Consider the following 18969-nt stretch of genomic DNA (forward strand, 5'->3'; position numbering starts at 1 on the left):
TCGGCACCGTACCGGCCAATCGTTGCGAACGTATGACGCGCTCAGGCTTCTTGAAGCGCCTCCATCCATTGGCGAGTGGCGCGCCCCACGGTGTAGCGTTCCAGGAACACGGCTCGGGCTCGTTGACCCATCTGTTCCAGGGACGGCGTGTCGGCCTGCAGTTGGCCGATGGTCGTGACCAGCGCATCGACATCGCCGACCGCCACCGCTTCTCCGCAACGAGTGCTCTTGATGATGCGTGCCAGTTCGCCATCGGTGTCGCCGATGAAGATGGTGGGCCGGCCGGCCGCCAGGATGCCGTAGAACTTGCTGGGCACGATCAGCCCTTCCAGCTGGGGCAACAGACACGCCAGGTGAACGTCGGCAGCTGCCAGCGAATCCGACAACAACTCACGTGGCTGGTACGGCAGGAAGCGAAAGTTCAGTAGCTTCTTGGCGGCCACTGCGCCCTGCAACTGCTCCATCTTGGCACCGCCGCCGATCATCAGGAACACGATGCTGGTGTCGACGCTCAAGCGTTCGGCGGCCGACAGCAAGGTCTGGAACTCATGCGCGCGGCCGAGATTGCCGGAGTATGCGACGACGAACTTGTCCTCTATTCCCAAGCGAGCCCGCAGCTCGCAGGCGTCCAACGCCTTGGGCGTGACGGCGTCACCGTCGGCCCAGTTCTCAATGACGCGTATCCGGTCGCTGGGAATGTTCCGAGCTTCCAGATGTTCACGCATGCGCGTGCCGAGCACCACGTTGGTCTGAGCGACTGCCAGCGAATAGTCGCGCAGCTTCTTCAACCGATTGTCGAGCCACTCCGGCAGCGGATTCGCGCCGAGGTGCGAAGCGACTTCCGGAAATACGTCCTGCAACCAATTCACCAACCGCGCGCCACGCAGCTTGGCGATGGCGGCGACAGCGATGGAGATCAATGGCGGATCGGTCTTGGCGACAACCGTGTCTCCCGCTCTGAGCAAGCCCAACAGCTTGGCACTGGCAGTGACGTAGAAGCTGCCGTAGTCGATCGCGCGACCGTACAACCGACCCCGACCGAAACTCGACGTCCAAGCACGATGCACTTGAATGCCGCGAACGTTTTCTTCCGGCGCCAACTTCTTGCTGGGATCGTCGTAAAGCCCGTCGGAACACACCACGTGAACTTCGACGCCCTGCTGTACCAGTCGAGATGCAAGATCGAACAGCATCTGACTGGTCGCCGACAAGTCCGGATAAAAGTAGCGATTGACGAACACCACCCGCGGTTGGGCATGCCGTACGAAGCTAAAGATATCCGCGATTTCTGGATTGGTTGCCATGCTCGTCTCCCGGCAAACACCCTAACGGCGCAGGGTGAAGGCGGTGTGACGTGAGTCACGGCGAATTTCGACAACGTCTTACATCTGAGAGACATCAATACGGCGTGCGCACCGGCTCGCGAGAGCCATTGAGCACGGTGCCGACGAACGGCAAGTCGTGCAGCAGCTGAAACGTTCGAGTGACATCGTCACGACGCGTCTTACCCTCGCCGATCACCAGCAAGCCGGCTTGCAAGTAACGAGCGAACGCCAACGCATCGTCCGCCAGCAGCACCGGCGGCACGTCGAAGATGATGACGCGGTTGGCGTAACGCATACGCATCTCATTGACGATTTCAGCAGTTGCAGGCGACATCAACAGCTCCGAGGAGTGCTCCACTCGCTCGCGCGCCGGCAGAATGGTCAAGCGCTCGTAACCGGCGACTTTGAACATCGCTTCCTGCACCGGCCGGCGCAATCTCAAACAATCGTCCACGCCCACCGCGGGCTCGTAGCCGAAGCGTCGATGCACATTGGGATTACGTAAATCGAAATCCACCAGCAACACGGTGCGCGCTGGATCGGCCGCGATTGCGATGGCCAGATTGATGGCCGTCAGCGTCTTGCCTTCCGAAGACTGTGCACTCATGACTCCCAGCGAGTTCGCGCCGAGCTGATCCAGCTTGCGCAACACCTGAGTGCGCAACATCTTGTACGCAGCTCCATGCGGCCCAGTCGCGCCAGGAGGAAGAATGCGTGCGTTGTCTCGATCCTGTTCCGAGAACTGCACCAGCGGTGAGCTGAATTTGATGGTATCGGTAAAGTCGACCGCGTTCTCTGTCGCGACCGCGCGCGGCGGCACCACAGAAATCGGCGCTTCGACCCGCACCTCGCGAGCTGCAAAGGCCGTCAGGTCCACCGCTCTAGGATTAGTACGTTCCACGCAATCACCTTCAACCGAAAAAGCGGCGCCATGCCACAGCCCAGAGCACATCGAGCGGCCGATATAAGAAATGCATCATCACCACCGCGCCTACCACGCTAGTGGCAGCACCCGCCAACGAGAGGCGTCGCACCTTGGTTCGGCTCGCACGCTCAGCAGGAGTATCCATCCAAGGCAGAACAGCCAACGGCGGTACCGCGATCAGCGACTCGATATCACGCCGACTGCGGATGCTGGTATCTGTGACTTCGAGTAGCACCACCAGCCCAATAGCTGAGCCCAACGACAAGATCGCGCCCAGCGCCACGATCAACAAACGATTGGGGCTGACCGGCTCTTCCGGCGCCATCGGCGGCTCGATCAGGGTGAACCGCTCGCCTTTGCGCTCGGTCTCCAGATTCTTGGCCAAGGTCGCTTCCATTTGTTTCTGGCGCACCTCGCGGTACTTCAACTGAGCGTTGTCCAACTCTCGGGAGATGGCGCTGTATTCGCGAGCGATCTCAGGCGATGCCGCCAATCGCCCTTCGTACTGACCGATTCGCGTACGCAGCTCGGAGCTCTTTCTCTGCAGAGCCGTCCGCTCGTTGACCGACGCTTCCCGCTGAGCACTCACTTGAATGTAAGCCGGATTATCAGGATCAGCGCGGACGGCATCGGAAGTCACTGGCGACTCGCGCATCGCAGTTCCGAGGGATGCAACCATGCGCTCCAACATCTGCACATCGGGATGATCAGGTGCGTATTTCTCCCGGGCCGCGGCGAGTTGGCTTTGAGCATCACTCAATTGGCGCGCCAGATCGTTGCCGGCGTCGACGCGGCCGACCTCTTTCTCCAAACCCTCGATCTCACGCTTCATGCGCAGGATGTCAGGATGCGTGGGCGCATAGATCGCATTGGCGCGCGCGTATTCCGACCTCAATGTCTTGAGTCGATCTGCCGGGGACAGAATGCGCTGGCCGGTCTCCGTGAAGATCTGAGCCGACGGCGTCAGCTGCGCCAGCTGTGCGTCGAGGTACACAATCTGCTGGTCCAGCGAACGAATCCGCGTTTCGGTCTCGCGCTGTTCCTCTTCAGCGCGATTCATCAGCTGCATGTTGAGCTGCGACAGCTCGGGCAGATTGTTGACGTTGCGCTCCTTGAAGCCGGACAGCTTGGTTTCCAAGTCGTCGATCTGTTTGCTGAGTCGGTCGCCTTCCGCGGTCAGGAACGTAGCAGTGTCGTCAGCCGTTTGCCGCCGGCTCTCCAAGTTCTCGTTCAAGTACAACGTGGCGATCTCGTTGGCCACCTTGGCAGCCAGCGTCGGCGAACGGTTGTCGTAGCTCACCGAGAAGGCAATGGTCGCTTTGGTGGGGCGGCCTAGACGCGGATCGACCACGTCGGCGCTGATCATCGAGAACTGAATGTCGTCGCGCATGCGATTCAGCAGCGCCTCGCGCGGCTCTTTGCGCCGCTTGTCCGGATACAGCTGGTAGCGATCGATGATCCGCATCAGATTCTCGGACGTCATCACGCGCTGGCTGATCACTTGAATACGCTGGTCGGCGTAGCTCGACACCATGGAACGCACCAGGTCCACCGGCACTTCCTGTTGCTCGATCAAGATGGTGCCGGTGGAACGGAAGTTGGGCGGCCAGAAGATGGCCAGCGCCAGTGCCACGATCAGCACCGACGCAGCAGCAATCAGCGCCGGCACGCCACGGCGACGCACAGCGACCAGATAGTCCGCCAAAGAGCGCGACTGTGAACTCACAGGGATTGAGGTTGACCGTTCCATACCATGTTCAAGGAAGCGCGATAGCCATTGGCTCGCTCGGTGGCGAGTTGGTAGTTTTGAGTATTACCGCTGAGCTGTAGCGACAGGCTCCAATCGCGGGACAGGCGCCAGTTGGCACCGATGCCGAGCCGGGCGTAGTCGACTTGATAGGTTTGAGCGCTGCCCTGAACCGGCAGCAAGTCTTCGCTGCGAACCCAGTGCGCATCGATACTGGCGCTGAGTCGTTCGGTGAGCGCGCGATTGAATAGCAATTTGATTTCATCGCGGCGCGTGAGCACGCCGCGACCGGTCGGCGCCTGACTGCGACTGGCATTCGCGGACAACGACCAGCGCTCGCCCTGCCGCTTGATCTGGCCATCGAATACATAGCCAGTATCGTTGCCCGCCTCGGCTTCGACTATCGAAGGACCTGCGGAGAAACCCGCTGTCCACAACAACCACGGCTGGAAAGTCCAACCCAGTCGCAGCGTGCCGTCGCGTGTTTGATAACCGCCGGCGCCTTCCGTCGACAGCTCACCACCTTGGGCACTGATGCTGAGCGCACTGCCGGCGTCCGACAGCAGCACGGTCGAGAACAGCGACAAGGCCGTGTAGCGATAGTCCACCAATCCGGTCAGTTCAGCATCGACGTAGCTGTTATCGACCAGGTACATCTGCACGCCGCCGCTGACTCTTTCGGTGAACATGACTTTGGGCGCGACCGTGAAGCTGGCCGCTTCGTGGCGTCGATTGGATTGCACGAGGCCCGTCGAACCGAGTTCGCTGGTCAACGTGGTGTCGCGAGTGAGGCCGAACTCCGTGTTCCATTCCGAACGTTCGCCCAGCCAGCGATAGCCGGCCGTAACAAACTGATCGTCACTATCGAGGGTCTCGTCGTCGCTATAACGTGAAAACACAAAGCGGGGCCGCAGCGAAAGCTCCGAGCGCGCCGTCAAGCGCTGCAGGCTGGCTTTCATTTCCCCGACCGCACCCGACGACGAAGTCCCGCCATCGTCCAGCAACCGAGGATTGTCCGCATACGACGAACCGACGCGCACGGAAGGCGCCACTTGCCACTCAGCAGCCAATGCCTGCTGAGCGAAAAGTGCAGCACCTGCCGCGCACACAGTCACGCACGTCGCTTGCGCCTTCGGTCGCATCATGAGAATTACGGCACCACTACGGTGTCGCCGCTTTTCAGCGGAATGTTCTGATCCAGGCTGCGGCCGCGCTCGACTTCGCTATAGCGGAACCGACGTGACGTCTGTTTACCGCTCTGTTCCCGCCGCAGAATCTGAATGTCGTCCAAGGCAGCGAACGAAGTAGCGCCGCCGGCCAGACTCAGCGCCTGCATCACATCGATGGGCTGACTGAAGGTGAACTCGCCCGGACGGTTCACCTTGCCCAGTACATACACTCTATTACCGCCGATCTGTTTGACGGCGATGGTCACGGCCGGATCGGGAATGAACTTGCTCAACCGTTCATTCACCAGCAAGCGCAGCTCCTCGACCGTGCGGCCGGAGGCCCGCACGTCGCCGACCAGTGCGAAAGACATGCCGCCGTCGGGGCGCACCAGCACCTCCGACATCAGCGCTTCTTCCTTCCACACCGCTACCATCAACACGTCCCCCGGTTGGATGCGATACGGCTCAGGCTCATCGGCACGCAACGAACCGAACTGCGCGCTGAGCATCAGCAACAGCGCGACAGCGTATCGATGAAAGATGACAGTCTTAGGGCCACGCATCCGTGTCAGCGATCCAGCAGACGCTTGCGACGGAACGCCGCGAGACCACCCAGGCCAGACAGCAGCAACCACGCAGCGGCCGGCAGCGGCACCGGCGAGAAGCTGGCCTGCAAGTTGTAGAGACCCGGCACGTACTTGCTATCGCTCTGCGCGAACACCGCGACGAACAGGTTCGCCGGACCGGACAGGTCGAACACCAAGCCATCGGCGCCGGTGCTGCCTTCGATCTTCTGCCACACGCCGTTCAGATCGGTCACCAGCAACGACAACGACTTCAACGCTTCCGGCCACACGACGTCCGTCAGGCGCACCGTGAGCTGACCGGCGCTGGCCGTGGTCAACGCACTCACCGACAGGCTCGTGCCCCACACAAACTGGGTGGCGTTGAGCGACGAGCTCGCCGGCCCCTTGACCAACGACTCGAACGGCACGCCTTCGAACCAAGGCGTTTCGGCCTGCACTTTCTCGGCATGCGCCGCCGACATCGACACCAGGCCGACCAGCAACGAGGCCAGCGCGGCAAACTTGAATTTCTTGACCTTCATGACTTCACTCCAATTCCACAGGCGAGCGCGACCCGCCGTTGTTGTTCCGATAAACATACTTTTCGTACAAATACTTCCGCAGGCTGTGTCCCAGCTCGTCGTCTTCGCCGGGCTTGCCAGCCCGGCCCGCTTTGTCTACGCCAGCACCGCTGGCGCTCTTGTTATGACTCTGGCCGTGGTTCTGGCCAGAGTTATGACTGATGCTCGACAACCGCAGCTTGGCGTACGACTGCTGGATGCCGCTCATCGCGATCAGTTGAATGTCGTCGGAATCGACGCGGGCGTCGGCTTCGGCGCCCTGATTGATGATGGAGTCAAGGCGTAATGCGTCCAGCTCGAAATGCCGGAAGATGTCGGTGCCGGATTCGACGAACACCGGCACCAGACTCTTGCCTCGCACCCCCAGGTCGTGCAGCGGCGCGAGCCGGCCCAACATCACCTTGACTGCGAAACGTATGACATCTGAATCACGAACGCCGAGCCGTTCCGCCAGCCGCTTCACACTGCGAATGTCGGCGGCGCTCATACGGATCGAGACGGCCTGCTTACGGCTGTCCATGTTCTGGTCCCCTGCGCATCGCGTTATGTACGGCCGGTGCGGCCGCGTCGGGAATACTCCGGTAAGCAGGTGACAGTACTTTGAACGAATGATGAAAGCGTGACGCAAGCACTGGCGGCGGAGTGCCAGGACTGGCCTCCGCTCTCCCGTTGACCGGGCCGTTTGTTTTTGCCGCGGCGGCCTGATTCGTCGAAAAATCAGGCCGCCCGGATCTCCAGCAACTCCTTTTGCTCGCTTAGGTGGTGCGTCTCGACACCCCCGCCAGGCCCACCAGCCCGGAAATCAACAACAACACCGGCGTCGGCAGCGGCACCGGCGAGATGTCCTGCACATGGGCCACGAAGTCCTGATAGTCGCCGTCGCCGCCGCCGAGCGTGTCTTCCCACGCGAGGATGTAGTCCTGCCGAGTGAAGATTTCGCCGCTGAGCGGCCCGGTCAGAAACGGTGTGTTGGTACCCTGATAGGCATACATGTGGTCGACGCCGTCGGCGTTACGCGAGCTCTGGCTATAGAACGTGCCTTGACCTTGCACGCTCAAATAAAAACCGAACGCCGAGGTCGAGATGAATTGATGCGTCCACGTGGTGTCGCCGACCTCCTGCACGCTGACGCGCCAACCGTTCACCGTCTGCCTTAACCGCAGGATGGCTTGATCGCCGACTGCATCGGCACCATCGAAAATGGACAGGCGCGCATTCGGATTGCCGAGGTCGTACACGCCGAACACGTTGCTGCTGGCGTTGCCGCTGAGCTCGAGCACGATGTCGATCTGTCCGATCGAACCTACCGTGGTCCAGCCTGCGTCGGCGCCATCTTCCAGGCACGCATTGGTGGCGCTCAGCGTGTTGGCGCCGAGCATCGCATCGAAGCTTCCCTGCAACGCCGGCTCGCCGGAGCCGCCAAACGTGCACAAAGCATTCGCTTGCGTGGCCGCCAATCCCAAGCCGGCCAGCATCGCAAAGCGCACCGTCGAAACTTTGTTTGTCACACCCGCTCCCGAGAATGGTTGCCAATCGGTGGCGGAATGTTGCAGTTCAGGAATGACCTCGACGTTATGCCAAGTTGAAGCCTTTACGGCAATCTTGCAGTACCGTTGCGCCACGAAGGTGAGTTGAAAGTACAAACATCGTAAGACAAGGACTTGCACTCGCGTCCTGAGTCATCGCTGCAGCTTCCGACATGCGCTTGACATACGTCAGTGGCGCGCTTGTCGTTCGGATTCTTCATTGTCACGCAATCGCAGTCTCGTACGGTCGCCCGCGGCGGAGCTGTTTCCGCCGCTACATATAAATGACGAGGCTGACCCATGAATGTTTCTTCTCTGCGCCAGTTTATTCTTGCCGGTGCCGTGCTCGGCAGCGCCGCGTTCGCCCCGCTCGCTTCCGCCCAGGTCTACATTACGGAATGGATGTACAACGGCAACGGTACGACCGGCGAATACATCGAGTTCACCAACCTCGGCAGCACCGCGGTCGACTTCACGGGTTGGAGCTTCGATGACGACTCGCAGAACGCCGGCACCGTCAGCCTGAGTGCGTTCGGCCTGGTCAACCCCGGCGAATCGGTGCTTCTTACCGAAGCCGACGCCAGCCTGTTCCGTTCGGTCTGGAATCTGTCGAGCTCGGTCGACGTGATCGGCAGCAACAGCACCAATCTGGGCCGCGCCGATCAAATCAATCTTTATGACGCCGCCGGCAATCTGGTCGATCGCCTCACCTACGGCGACAACGCCATTCCCGGCTCGATCCGCGCACAGAACACCAGCGGCAATCCGTTGAGCCTGGAAGTGCTCGGCACCAACGACGTGCTGCGCTGGGTTTTCTCGGCGCTGGGCGACGACTACGGCTCCTACTACGACCTCGAAGGCGTAGATCTGGGCAACCCCGGCACGTTCGCGCTTGCTCCAGTACCGCTGCCGGCCGCCGCGTGGCTGCTGTTGTCCGGTCTCGCTGGCCTGGTTGGCGTTCGCCGCCGTCGCGCCTGAGCGCGTTCCACACCAAGTAGCGGAGACTCCAAATGAAGATTCGATCTTTGCTCGCAGCATCGATCTTGCTCGCGCCGGTGTTGGCCAGCGCCCAAGTCGCATCGCTCGATCTGAGTAACTACACCCTCACCAGCACCGTCAGCTTGCCGGCCGGGCCGGCTGCCGAAGCCTCGGCGGTGACCTGGAATTGGGATAGCAACACCTTGTTCGTGGTCGGCGATGAAGGCGACGCCATCGTCGAAATCGATCGCAACGGCACGCTGCTCAGCTCCATGTCGCTGAGCGGCTTCGACGATACCGAAGGCGTCACCTATATCGGTGGCGGTCGTTTCGTAGTGGTCGAAGAACGTTTGCAGGATGCTTACGTGTTGACGTACACCGCCGGCGGCAGCGCATCGCGTGCCAGTCTGGCGTCCGCGTCGCTCGGTGCCACGGTCGGCAACGTCGGTCTGGAAGGCATCTCGTACGATCCAGTCACCGGCCAGTACATCGTGGTCAAGGAAAAGACGCCGCAACAGGTCAACAGCGCGACCATCAACTTCGGCACCGGCGGTACCGGCACCGCAGCCGTGACTTCGCTGTTCGATCCGACCGGCCTCGGCCTGCTGGATCTGTCCGACGTGCAAGTGCTGTCGACCGTGCTCGATCCCTCCTCGCCGGATGCGTCGAACCTGCTGATCTACAGCCAGGAGTCGGCGCGACTGTTGGAAGTGAGCCGCACCGGTAGCGTGTTGAGCATGTACAGCCTCGCCGGCCTCACCGACAGCGCCGAGGGCGTGACCATCGACGCCAACGGCGTCATCTACATCGTGGACGAAGGTCCGAACATGTACGTGCTGACGCCAGCGCCGGTGCCGCTGCCGGCGGCTGCGTGGTTGCTACTGTCGGGTGTGTTGGGGTTGGGTGGCTTCGCGCGCCGTCGCAAATAACCAGGCCTGCCCTGCCAAGAAGATCCGGCCGCTGCCGTTGCTGGCAGCGGCCGAATCAAGCGTATTAGACGGGATCGACCGAAGCCGAGGCGTCGGCGATTCGGCAATGATTCAGAAACGTACCGAGTTTGAGCAACGCCTCGACCGCGGCGGCCGAGATGGCGCGATGCTCATCGAGCATCACCCGTTGCGTGGCGTTGTCGCAGCCGAGCAGCGCCCCGATCAGCAAGCTGTGATGCTGATTCAGTTCCTGCATGGCCAGGTTGGCCGCGCGATGTAACTCGATGAGCCGCTGTTGGCTGCGGCCGCTGAGCAAGGATCGGTTCACGTCGAGCTCTTGTTGGATTTGGACGCGGTCATAACGTAACGAACAATCATTGCGACAACATTTCTTTGGTCGACTTATCGACCGGTCCGCTCAATAAAAAGGCGGCGCCACCTGAGTGACGCCGCCCATGCTTGCTCAACTACGAGCGTGCCGGCTTACGGATAAGCCTGGTACGGCAGGTTGCAGTTGTTGGCCTGGCCGCCCAAGGTCTGGCGGGTCTGGCTGTTCACCGGAGTGGCGCGCACTTCGGTGCCAGTGATGGCGCCATCGTTGAACAGGGTGGTGATGGCCGTGGCATTGGACGAAGAAGCCACGTCCAGGATGCCGGTGTCGGCCGTGCCGTCATCGGTGGCGGTCAAGGCCACAGAGGTGCGCCACGTACGGTTCAACTCGGAGATCGCCACCGCGTTGCCGACCGAGCTATACAACTTGTCCCACAGCGACTGCGAACCGCTCGCCGAAGTGCTCGGGAACTTGTCGTTGAAGGTGTTTTCGGTGAAGAAGCTGTAGCGGCCTTCGATCACTGCCTTCAAGGTCGGCTCGGCGCCGTCCACCTTGATGTAGCGATAACGGTTGCTGCTGGTACCCGGCTTGGCTTCGGTGCTGGCCACGCCCACGGCCAGACGGCCCTGGCTCGAGTGGTAATCCAGGCACGCGCGCACATCGCCCGAGCCCGAACCGGCGAACACGTAGTCGTTGAAGTACGTGCTGCCCCAGGTGCAGCCCGAGGTGGTGCAAGAAGCCGTATCCGGAGCCACGAACTGAATGTTGCCGGCCACGTTCTTGTTACAGCCCTGACCCAGGAAGTGCAGCTTGAAGCTGGTCTGCGTGCCCGAGGTGTCGCCACGACGGCAAACGTAGATATCACCGCTGGTATCGGCCAGGCCGGTCAGCACGGTGCTCAGTTTCACGCCGTTGACGTTGACTTCGTTGGCATTCAACGCAGAGCTGCCGTTGAAGATGGCTCGCAGAGTCGCGCTCGGCAGCGACGGCACAGTGGCCACGCTGGCGGTGCTTTCACCAGCCGACGCGCCGACGTAGCCATAAGCACGCTGGAGAGCGGTGAACAGCGGCACGCTGACGATCGGGTTGAAGGTCACAGCGACCGACGTGCGCTTGCGGGTCAACGCAGTGTCATGGGCGCTGGTGACGCCACCGGTGCCGACGAAGGTCGCCGGATCGACGTCCGAAATGCCAGCCTGAGGAATGAAGCTGGTGCGAGTCACAGTCGAAGCAGTCGCGCTGGCGAGCACGTGGCCGCAATCACGAGTGTTGAACGTGCCCGTGGAGCTCGGCAGCGTCGAGCCAGTGCCGGTCACAGTCGCGCAAGCAGTAGCAAAGTTGCTGCCGCTGTTGACGATGTCGATGAACGACAACGCAGTGTTGGCTGCCGGGTTGATGATGCCGTTGGCCGAACCGCCGGCCGATTCCTTGAGCAGCGCCAGCTTGGTGGTGCCCGAGGTGACGCCGGTGCCGCTGAATGCAGCCGTGCAGGTCAGCGCGCGCTGCGAGACCGAGCCCGAGCCGGACTTGAAGTAATAGATGTCCAGCGTGTTCGGCGCGCAGACGCGGAAGCTGGTGTCGTCGATCTTGAACAGGTTTTCCAGGGCGTTGTCGGTGGCGGTGGCGCCGCTGACGTACAGCGTCACCAGCGTGCCGTTGCCGGCCGCCGTTTGGATTTCGGCAGGCGTCGACGCGTAAGCGCTGACAGCGGCCAGCGCCATGGCGCTAGCAACCGCAACCTTGATGGAAGTATTCATCACAGAGTTCTCCGGTGGAGTCGATGTAATCGGAACAGAAGCGAGAGATCGAGGGGAGCGACCGCGACTGCAGTCGCTCCCCGGGGCGATGGAGCTATTAAGCAGCGACCACGCGGCGACGGCCGACCGCACCCAAGCCACCCAGAGCCGACAGCAACAGCCAAGCAGCGGCCGGCAGCGGCACGGCGCTCACGGCGTAGGTCAGCGCGCCAGTGGCGGCATTGAACGACCACACGCCGGCGTACTGAGTCGCGAGAGCTTCGTTAGCGCCCGCACCACGACCGCCGTTCTGCGCGTAGTAGTACATCGCCAGCGTCGCGTTCGCGTCGTTGGCAGCAGCCGTCCAATCGAAGCCGGCGATGCCGAAGTTGCCGAGCTGGTTCTTCGCATCTTCCAGCGTGAAGGCCACGGTGTTGATGTCGAGCGGAGCAGCGTCGGTGTTGGCGCCGTTGTAAGCACCGTCCACCAGGTTGGCGGCCGGGATCAGGCCGTTGTTGGTGATGTTGGTGATGGAGTTGGAGGCATCGACGGTGACCAGCAGGCTGGTCGAACCGGCGGTGTTCTGCGCGCCGTTGTTACCAGCGACCACGCCCCACTGCATCTGGGACAAGTCGACGCCGGCGTAGTTGGACGGAGCGATGGTCCAGGTGAGGGTCAGGCCGTCCTGATCGGTTTCAGACGCGGTGAAGTCGCTAAGATCCAAACCGAGGTAGTAGCTGACGGAATACGTGGTGTCGCCCGTGTTGAACAGGTGGAACACCAAGCCGCCGTCGTCGTCCGTGTTGGTCGTGAAGCCGCTCGGTGCCGTGGCGGAGTTCTGATAGCCCGCCGGCACAGACACGTCGGCAAACGCCGCGGTCGATGCCGCAACGAGCGCGCCCGCCGTGAGAATCTGCTTCAAGGAAAGTGTCATGAGTAAGTCCCCTAACAATTGATAAATGGATCTTGCGACCCGCCTGAAAAAACCGCGTGCAAAATGTAAAGCGGACCTATGTCTCAGCCTTGAACGGCGCTTTAACGTTTTGCGACTCGACGCTGTCGTTACCACCGATGTGTGTGACATCCGTGCTTGACAGCAGCTCGCGCAACGCCCTGCAATCTAGGAATTGTTTGTTACTGGGCAGTGAATAATTTTTCTAATGCGCAAGCTGCGTCTTACGAACGCGCCTCGCTGCCCAACAAACGTATGACACGCCTACTTGGCGTTGCTGGCAGCGAGCTTCTGCTCGAGTTTTTCGCGGCTGATCGCGCCGGGGATGCGCGAGCCATCAGGAAAGAACAGCGTCGGTGTCGAGTTGATTTTGAGCTTATCGCCCAGCGCCACCAGCGACTCGATGGGTGACTGCTTGCAAGCGGATTCCGACGGCGCCTTGCGATTCAACATCCAAGCACTCCAGGCAGCGGCTGGATCCTTGGCGCACCAGATATCGCGCGCCGCTTTGGTCGCGCCCGAATGCAGGCTTTCGATGGGATACAAGAAGATATAAACAGTGACGTCCTCGAGCGCTTGCAGAGTGTGCTCCAGCTCCTGGCAGTACGGACAGAAGGGATCTTCGAACACCGCCACTTTGCGACGCCCCTGCCCTTTGACCAGCTTGATGGCATGCTGGAACGGCAGCGACGCGAAATCGACCTTATTGAGTTCGTGCCAGCGCTTCTCGGTCAAGTTCTCGCGCGTCCGAACGTCGACGATCTGGCCGAGAATCAAATGATCCGCTTCAGCATCGGCGTAGACGATCTCGCTCGGCGTCACTACCTCGTACAGACCAGGTAATGCCGAAGGTCCGATGCGCTCGACTTTGATGTCCGGGAAACGCGTCGCCAGTTTCTTCTGCAAATTGTCCGTGACAGCGTCGGCCGGCGACGTTGCCGCATACAGTGCGCACAGCGTCGCCAGCGCCAGGGAAAGAGATTTTTTCACGACGGGTCAACCGGCCTGTTTCAACTGATCGAGAGCAGTGCGCGCTTCGTCGATACCGAAGAACGCTTTACCGTGGTCCAGCGCCGCCTGGAGATTTTCGCGCGCACTGGTCTTGTCGCCAGCACGCAGCTGAGCCATGCCCAAGTGATAGCGAACCGTGGTCGATTCTTTGCCGCTCGCAGCGGCTTGGCGCAGTAGGTTCACCGCACCTTCGAAGTCACCGTTCTTGTACTTGGCCCAGCCGCGCGTTTCGAGCATGGCTGGCTCATTGGACACGCTCAACGTTTCGGACAACTGGGTCGCGCGCTGCAAGCTCGCGGCATCGTCCCGATAGTTCAGCAACAGCATCGCGAGATTCCGGGCAGCGGCAAGCGACTTGGGTTCGCGCGTCACCCACTCCTCGTAAACGGCGACCGACTGATCCACCTTACCCAAGCGCTCGTACAGAGCCGCCAGATCGATGGTCAGCGCGCCGGCACGCGTGTGCTCTATGCCGCGCTTGAAGGCTGCGATAGCAGCATCGTTCTGCTGTTGTGACATTTGCGCCAAGGCCAGTCCGCGATACGGCGTCCACCAGCCTGGCGCCAGTTCGATGGTCTTTTCGAACGCCTGAACCGCCGCGCCCGCCTGACGCTTGGCCACCAGCAACTCGCCCCGCAAGTTGTAAGCGAAGGCGTTGTTCGGCGTACGCTCGATCACCTTCGTCAAACGGGCCAGCGCCCGGTCGACCTCTTTCGCCGCCAGATCGAGGCGCACCAGCGCCGTCAACGGCTCGCCCACTTGGGGCTGCAACTCCAGCGCGGCTTCATAGTTCTTGCGCGCGAGGTCAGGATTTTTTTCCGCTTCAGCCACCAGACCCGCGTAGTACCAACCCATAGCCGCCTTGGGTCGCAGCTGTTGCGCGCGTTCGGCAGTTTGCTGAGCGGCGACCAGATCTTTGCTGGCGAACTGAGCCTTGAACTGGGTATCCAGCAGTTCCGGATCGTCGCTCAAGCCTTGCACACCAGCCACCGGGTCGAGCACCAGTCGCGCCTGATCCGCTTTGCCCTGCTGCAACAGCAGCTGGGCCAGCGCCTTGCGCGTGGGCATCTCGCCCGGATTGTTCTGTAAGGCGCTGCGCAAAGTCTCTTCAGCCAGCGCCACTTCGTTGTTCTGGAGATGGGCTTGAGCCAAAGCACGAAGCACCGGCGTCGACGTTGGCTGATCGCGTAACACAGCGCGCAGATCGGTGATGGCGGTGCTAGTGTCACCTCGCGCAAGAGCGATGTTGGCGCGAAGAATCAATGCGTCATTGTCACGCGGATTTTCTTCCAACACCTCAGCGAGCAATGCCTGTGCGCGCGTGGCGTCGTTGCGCTTCAAGTACAGCGAGGCCAGTCGGCTGCGCGCACTCAAGCCAGCCGGCTCCTTACGCGCCTCCTTGGCTACCTGCTGATACAGCTGTTCGGCCTGCTCTGGTTTGTGTTGACGCTCCAGGTAGCCGCCAATGGCCAGCTTGAGGTCGGCGTTGTCATCATCCTTGGTCAGCATGGCCTGCACTTCGGCGAGACCCGCCTCCTCGCCCCGCTGCGACCAAAGCAGATCGATCAGCGCGAGCCGAGTGTCCGTATTGTCGGGCAGCGCTGCCATGGCTTCCCGCCAGGTGGCTTCGGCCTTCTGCAAATCCTTGCGAGAAAGATAGAAGGACGCCAACCGCGCATGATGAGCAAGCTTGCCTGGCTCCAATGTCACAACCTGCTTGAGCTGCTGCTCCACGGCTGAGAAGTTCTCGCGGTTGGCTTCGAGATCCGCCAACACGACGCGCAGATCGACATTCTTCGGCGACTGCTGCAGGCCTTGATTGACGACTTCAATGGCTTTGTCCAGCCGTGCGCTTTGCTTGTACAAGGACGCCAACAATGAAATGGTGAACTCGTCGTTCGGCGCGATCTTCATTGCCGCTTCTGCATCTTCCAGCGCGGCGACCACATGACCCTTCTGAGCCTGCACGGCACCGCGTACCGTCAACAGGGCAGCATTCTGCGGCTCGTCTCCCAGCCCCGTTTCCACCAACTCAAGGCTCTTATCCGCCAGGCCGGCGAACAAATAGAGTCGTGCCAATGCGGCCCGAGCCGCGTTGAACTGCGGATTCGCATCGAGCACCGCTTGATAGCTGCCCGCGGCTTCGCGAACGTCGCCTTTCTTCTCTGCCACGCGGCCCGCCAGGAAGCGAGCTTCGACGTAGTTGGGATCGATCTGCAAAGCGTTGCGTGCTTCGATACGAGCCTTGTCATAGTTCTGCTCGGCGAAGTATTTCTCGCCGCGCTCGAAGTAACTCACCTTGCGCGCTTCGCCATTACTGCAAGCGGCCGAGACCATCGTGATCGCCGCGATGGCCAGCCAACGAACGGGCCGTGAAATAGTCATGGAAGCTCCTCAATTGGCCGGCGCAGACGACTTACGGTCCGCAACGCGCAGCTCCTCGACTCGATAACGATAGTCGTCGATCAGGTTTTCCAGTCGGGTGCGGCTGAGCTTGGTGAACGGCTCTTTGTCAGTGAGCGAGTCCCACACGCCGCGACCTTCGAGATGGCGCAGCACTTCATCGCTCACCACATACATGCCGGCGTTCCGATCCACACACGTCTTCAGATCTCGGTCCTTGGTCGATGCCTGTGCGCGCAACTGGTCGCGGTCGGTCTCAACGTCCTTCAGGATTTGTGCGGTCTCGCGAAACTTGACCACCAGCTCTTGCATCTGCGTGCGCGAGCGAGCCAGCGCGTCATTGCTCTCCAGAAGAGCCGCGGAGTCCTTGGCCGACGTGTTGGTCTTCTTCGCACGCTGTTCGGCAGCCGAGAGCGCTGAAGAAGACTTGCTCAGCTGTGCCTTCAGCTCTTCCACTTCCGACTTGAGCTTGGCGTTCTCAGCTTGCGCCTGAGCCTTCTCCGCCGTGAGTTGTTGCAGCTGTTGCATGACGCGGGCGGTGTCATTGCCGCTACGCTGAACCTGGCCCACAGCGCCGAACGCCAGCAGCAAGCTGGTGGTGCCGAATATCGTTCGCAGCAGGATTTTCATGAGTCGACTCCCAGAACGAACCAATCAGAAGGATCCGATGACATCGAGCATGGCCACGTCCACATTGACCGGCACCGAGTCGATGGAATCGGTGCTCAGGTAACGCAGCGCCACCGAGGTGCGATTACGGAACCACCATTCGGCGCGTAGCACGTAACCTTTGGCATCGGTGCCGCCGAGATTGAAGTCGGAGTCAGTGAAGGCATCGACAACAGCGTCGCGCTCGAGATGTTTGTAAGCGAGGTAAGCGCGCCAGTTGCCACGCTTGCCCACATCAGCGGTGCCGAAGCCGAGTTCGGCTGAATAGCCGGTCGTACGCTCGCGGCCATCAGTCGTGCGCGCGCCGAGCGCCAGAACTTGCTGCTCGTCGTAACCGAGATTGCGCACGTAGTCGGCGGTCAAGGAAAGCTTGTAGCCGCCCAACGGCAACTCGAGCATGGCGGTCGCATTGGCCAGCTGATATTCGGCAGCCAACGCAAACAGATAAGTGTTCGGATCTAGGTCGTTACGGATGTCGAACAGCGTATTGCCCTTCTGCATGAACTTCTGCGCGGTGTAGTCGAACAGCTCGCTGTCGAGCACCGGATTGCGCACACCGTTGATGTGATCGAAGTAGTAGTACGCCGCTGCGAGCTTGACGCGCGCACGGTCAGCCCATGACCAATCCATGCCCAGCTGGCCGCCGTACAGCCACTTGTCGTTCGAACTCAGCTCGATTTCCTGCAGCGGGAAAGCACCCAACGTGAGGAAGGCATTGCTTGGCGACGAACCGAAACCCAGGCGCCAAGTGCTGGCCAAACCGTCGAAGTTCAGATCGGGGTCCCAGACCAGATCTGTGGACACGAACGGATTCGGGTTACGACCGGCCAGCACCGTCATCCACGGCAACGACGCGTCGCCGGCATCGAAACGCAAGTAGGCTTGATCGATGGCAATCTCGAACCGACCGCCGCCCTGTCCCAAGGTTTGATTGGTAGACACCGGGTCGCCGGAATTTCCTGAAGCCAAACGCACGACTGCGCTGACGCCGTCGCTGACCTGTGCTTCCAATCCAGCTCGCAATCGAATGCGTGCCCGCAAGCGATCCGGCGTGACGTGACGATAGATGCCTTCGTCATTGACCGAAATGCCGCCGGCTTCATTGATGGCTTGGAAGTCGAACAAACAGCGATCCGGCCCGAGCGCCTGGCAATCCGCCGGCACATTCGGCATGTCCTGATCGTCTCGCTGTGTACGCACGCGCAGATCGCCGAACAAGCGGATGCCGTCGAGCCACTCAGGCAGCGCAGCCGGCACGCCCCATTTCTCTTCCTTGGCTTGCGCAATGACTTCCTTGGTCACTTCCGGCTTCAACTCCGCTCGGATTTGCTTGCTGATTTCGTCGCGCACGATCTGCGGCACGTGAGTCACGCGCACAGCGTCCTTCTCCAAGGCATCCACGTCGGCCTTGGCTTTGGCATCGGCCGCAGCCTTCGATTGCGCATCGGCCACCATCGCTTGGGCCTGGTCCTGCGTAATCACGCCACGCTTCACCAACCCGTCGAGCAGGTTGATGACGGTGTTACGCAGCTCTTGCAGCGACTGGGCTTCGTTGGTCTGCGCCAGCGCGGTGTTGTGAGCAGCGCAGGCCAGCACAGTGGCAACGATCACGCGCAAAGCAGTTCTATTCCGCATTCCAATTCTCTGTCTGATCTTCAGTCTGATGGAGGGACCCAGGTTCGATTCACAAACTCATCGCGAGGTAACTCGCACGGTCGCCAACGCCGGCACCTCGATGGGCCGACTTTGTCCGATGCTGCAGCCCTGCCTGCCACGAATCGCCGCGTCGACCTCGACGTTGCCGGTGCTGCCGAGCAGATCGAGGACGCGCATGCTGCCGTCCGTGTCGACGCGCACTTTCACGTCGACTTTGTAATTGCCTCGTCGCACCGTCTGGTCTTCGGAAAAGCAACCTTCCAAACTTTTCGCCACCAGGTCCGTGTACCAACGAAACGGCGCTGTGCCCGTGCCGACCAGATCGCGCCCGCCTTTGCGTGCAGCGAGCCCGAAGCCGTCGCTACCCGCGGCACCGTCTGCATCCAACCCGAGCTGCTCGGCCGGCGATGCTTCGTCCGGCGCCTGTTCCGGTTCCTGTTGCTCGAGCGGCTCTTCGATCTTTTC

Annotated in this window: 17 protein-coding genes and 1 pseudogene; 2 read left to right on the forward strand and 16 right to left on the reverse strand. The window is 61.1% G+C overall.

Going from position 1 to position 18969, the window contains the following annotated elements; genetic code table 11:
* Nucleotides 1-41 precede the first annotated feature (41 nt).
* The 8 genes from JNL55_RS15715 to JNL55_RS15750 form a co-directional block, all read right to left on the reverse strand.
* Complete coding sequence (locus tag JNL55_RS15715) at nt 42-1304, reverse strand: glycosyltransferase family 4 protein (protein WP_293855273.1); 1263 nt, start codon at nt 1302-1304, stop codon at nt 42-44.
* A 94-nt stretch (nt 1305-1398) separates the two neighbouring features.
* The gene (locus JNL55_RS15720; protein ID WP_293855276.1) at nt 1399-2226 is read right to left on the reverse strand and encodes a CpsD/CapB family tyrosine-protein kinase; all 828 of its coding nucleotides are present in this window, start codon (nt 2224-2226) and stop codon (nt 1399-1401) included.
* 10 nt (nt 2227-2236) lie between these two features.
* Complete coding sequence (locus tag JNL55_RS15725; RefSeq protein WP_293855279.1) at nt 2237-3976, reverse strand: GumC family protein; 1740 nt, start codon at nt 3974-3976, stop codon at nt 2237-2239.
* On the reverse strand, nt 3973-5142 hold the full coding sequence (locus JNL55_RS15730) for a hypothetical protein (RefSeq protein WP_293855283.1): 1170 nt from the start codon (nt 5140-5142) through the stop codon (nt 3973-3975). The genes JNL55_RS15725 and JNL55_RS15730 overlap by 4 nt, the downstream gene beginning before the upstream one ends.
* Nucleotides 5143-5147: 5 nt before the next feature.
* On the reverse strand, nt 5148-5729 hold the full coding sequence (locus JNL55_RS15735; protein WP_293855286.1) for a polysaccharide biosynthesis/export family protein: 582 nt from the start codon (nt 5727-5729) through the stop codon (nt 5148-5150).
* 5 nt (nt 5730-5734) lie between these two features.
* Nucleotides 5735-6274, reverse strand: coding sequence for a VPLPA-CTERM sorting domain-containing protein (locus JNL55_RS15740; protein ID WP_293855289.1), 540 nt, complete (start codon nt 6272-6274; stop codon nt 5735-5737).
* Between the two features lie 4 nt (nt 6275-6278).
* Nucleotides 6279-6833: a hypothetical protein gene (locus JNL55_RS15745; protein ID WP_293855292.1), complete on the reverse strand. Its 555-nt coding sequence runs from the start codon at nt 6831-6833 to the stop codon at nt 6279-6281.
* Nucleotides 6834-7068: 235 nt separating this feature from the next.
* Nucleotides 7069-7821, reverse strand: coding sequence for a DUF4114 domain-containing protein (locus JNL55_RS15750; protein WP_293855295.1), 753 nt, complete (start codon nt 7819-7821; stop codon nt 7069-7071).
* Between the two features lie 318 nt (nt 7822-8139).
* On the opposite strand from JNL55_RS15750, the gene JNL55_RS15755 reads away from it, so the two are divergent.
* Both JNL55_RS15755 and JNL55_RS15760 read left to right on the forward strand, forming a co-directional pair.
* Nucleotides 8140-8817 carry a lamin tail domain-containing protein gene (locus JNL55_RS15755; protein WP_293855298.1) on the forward strand — a complete coding sequence of 226 codons (678 nt, stop codon included), beginning with the start codon at nt 8140-8142 and terminating at the stop codon, nt 8815-8817.
* 32 nt (nt 8818-8849) lie between these two features.
* The gene (locus tag JNL55_RS15760) at nt 8850-9746 is read left to right on the forward strand and encodes an SdiA-regulated domain-containing protein (protein ID WP_293855301.1); all 897 of its coding nucleotides are present in this window, start codon (nt 8850-8852) and stop codon (nt 9744-9746) included.
* A gap of 64 nt (nt 9747-9810) precedes the next feature.
* On the opposite strand, the gene JNL55_RS15765 is transcribed toward JNL55_RS15760, so the two are convergent.
* The 8 genes and pseudogenes from JNL55_RS15765 to JNL55_RS15800 all read right to left on the reverse strand — a co-directional run.
* Entirely contained in the window at nt 9811-10074 is a 264-nt protein-coding gene (locus JNL55_RS15765; RefSeq protein ID WP_293855304.1) for a hypothetical protein, read from the reverse strand.
* A 155-nt stretch (nt 10075-10229) separates the two neighbouring features.
* A complete protein-coding gene (locus JNL55_RS15770; protein ID WP_293855307.1) occupies nt 10230-11834 on the reverse strand; it encodes a hypothetical protein in 1605 nt (534 codons plus the stop codon).
* Nucleotides 11835-11931: 97 nt separating this feature from the next.
* Nucleotides 11932-12747, reverse strand: a complete 816-nt coding sequence (locus JNL55_RS15775) for a VPLPA-CTERM sorting domain-containing protein (protein ID WP_293855310.1) — start codon at nt 12745-12747, stop codon at nt 11932-11934.
* 282 nt (nt 12748-13029) lie between these two features.
* Nucleotides 13030-13755 carry a DsbC family protein gene (locus tag JNL55_RS15780; protein ID WP_293855313.1) on the reverse strand — a complete coding sequence of 242 codons (726 nt, stop codon included), beginning with the start codon at nt 13753-13755 and terminating at the stop codon, nt 13030-13032.
* A 6-nt stretch (nt 13756-13761) separates the two neighbouring features.
* Nucleotides 13762-16161 carry a tetratricopeptide repeat protein gene (locus tag JNL55_RS15785; protein WP_293855316.1) on the reverse strand — a complete coding sequence of 800 codons (2400 nt, stop codon included), beginning with the start codon at nt 16159-16161 and terminating at the stop codon, nt 13762-13764.
* Nucleotides 16162-16170: 9 nt separating this feature from the next.
* Nucleotides 16171-16809 (reverse strand): hypothetical protein, encoded by a 639-nt coding sequence (locus JNL55_RS15790; protein ID WP_293855319.1) that lies wholly within the window; start codon nt 16807-16809, stop codon nt 16171-16173.
* A gap of 24 nt (nt 16810-16833) precedes the next feature.
* Nucleotides 16834-18483: a putative porin gene (locus JNL55_RS15795; protein WP_293855322.1), complete on the reverse strand. Its 1650-nt coding sequence runs from the start codon at nt 18481-18483 to the stop codon at nt 16834-16836.
* A gap of 57 nt (nt 18484-18540) precedes the next feature.
* Nucleotides 18541-18969: pseudogene (locus JNL55_RS15800) on the reverse strand (TonB-dependent receptor); the annotation flags it as partial.

This window comes from Steroidobacter sp. (assembly GCF_016790065.1).
Lineage (GTDB): Bacteria > Pseudomonadota > Gammaproteobacteria > Steroidobacterales > Steroidobacteraceae > Steroidobacter.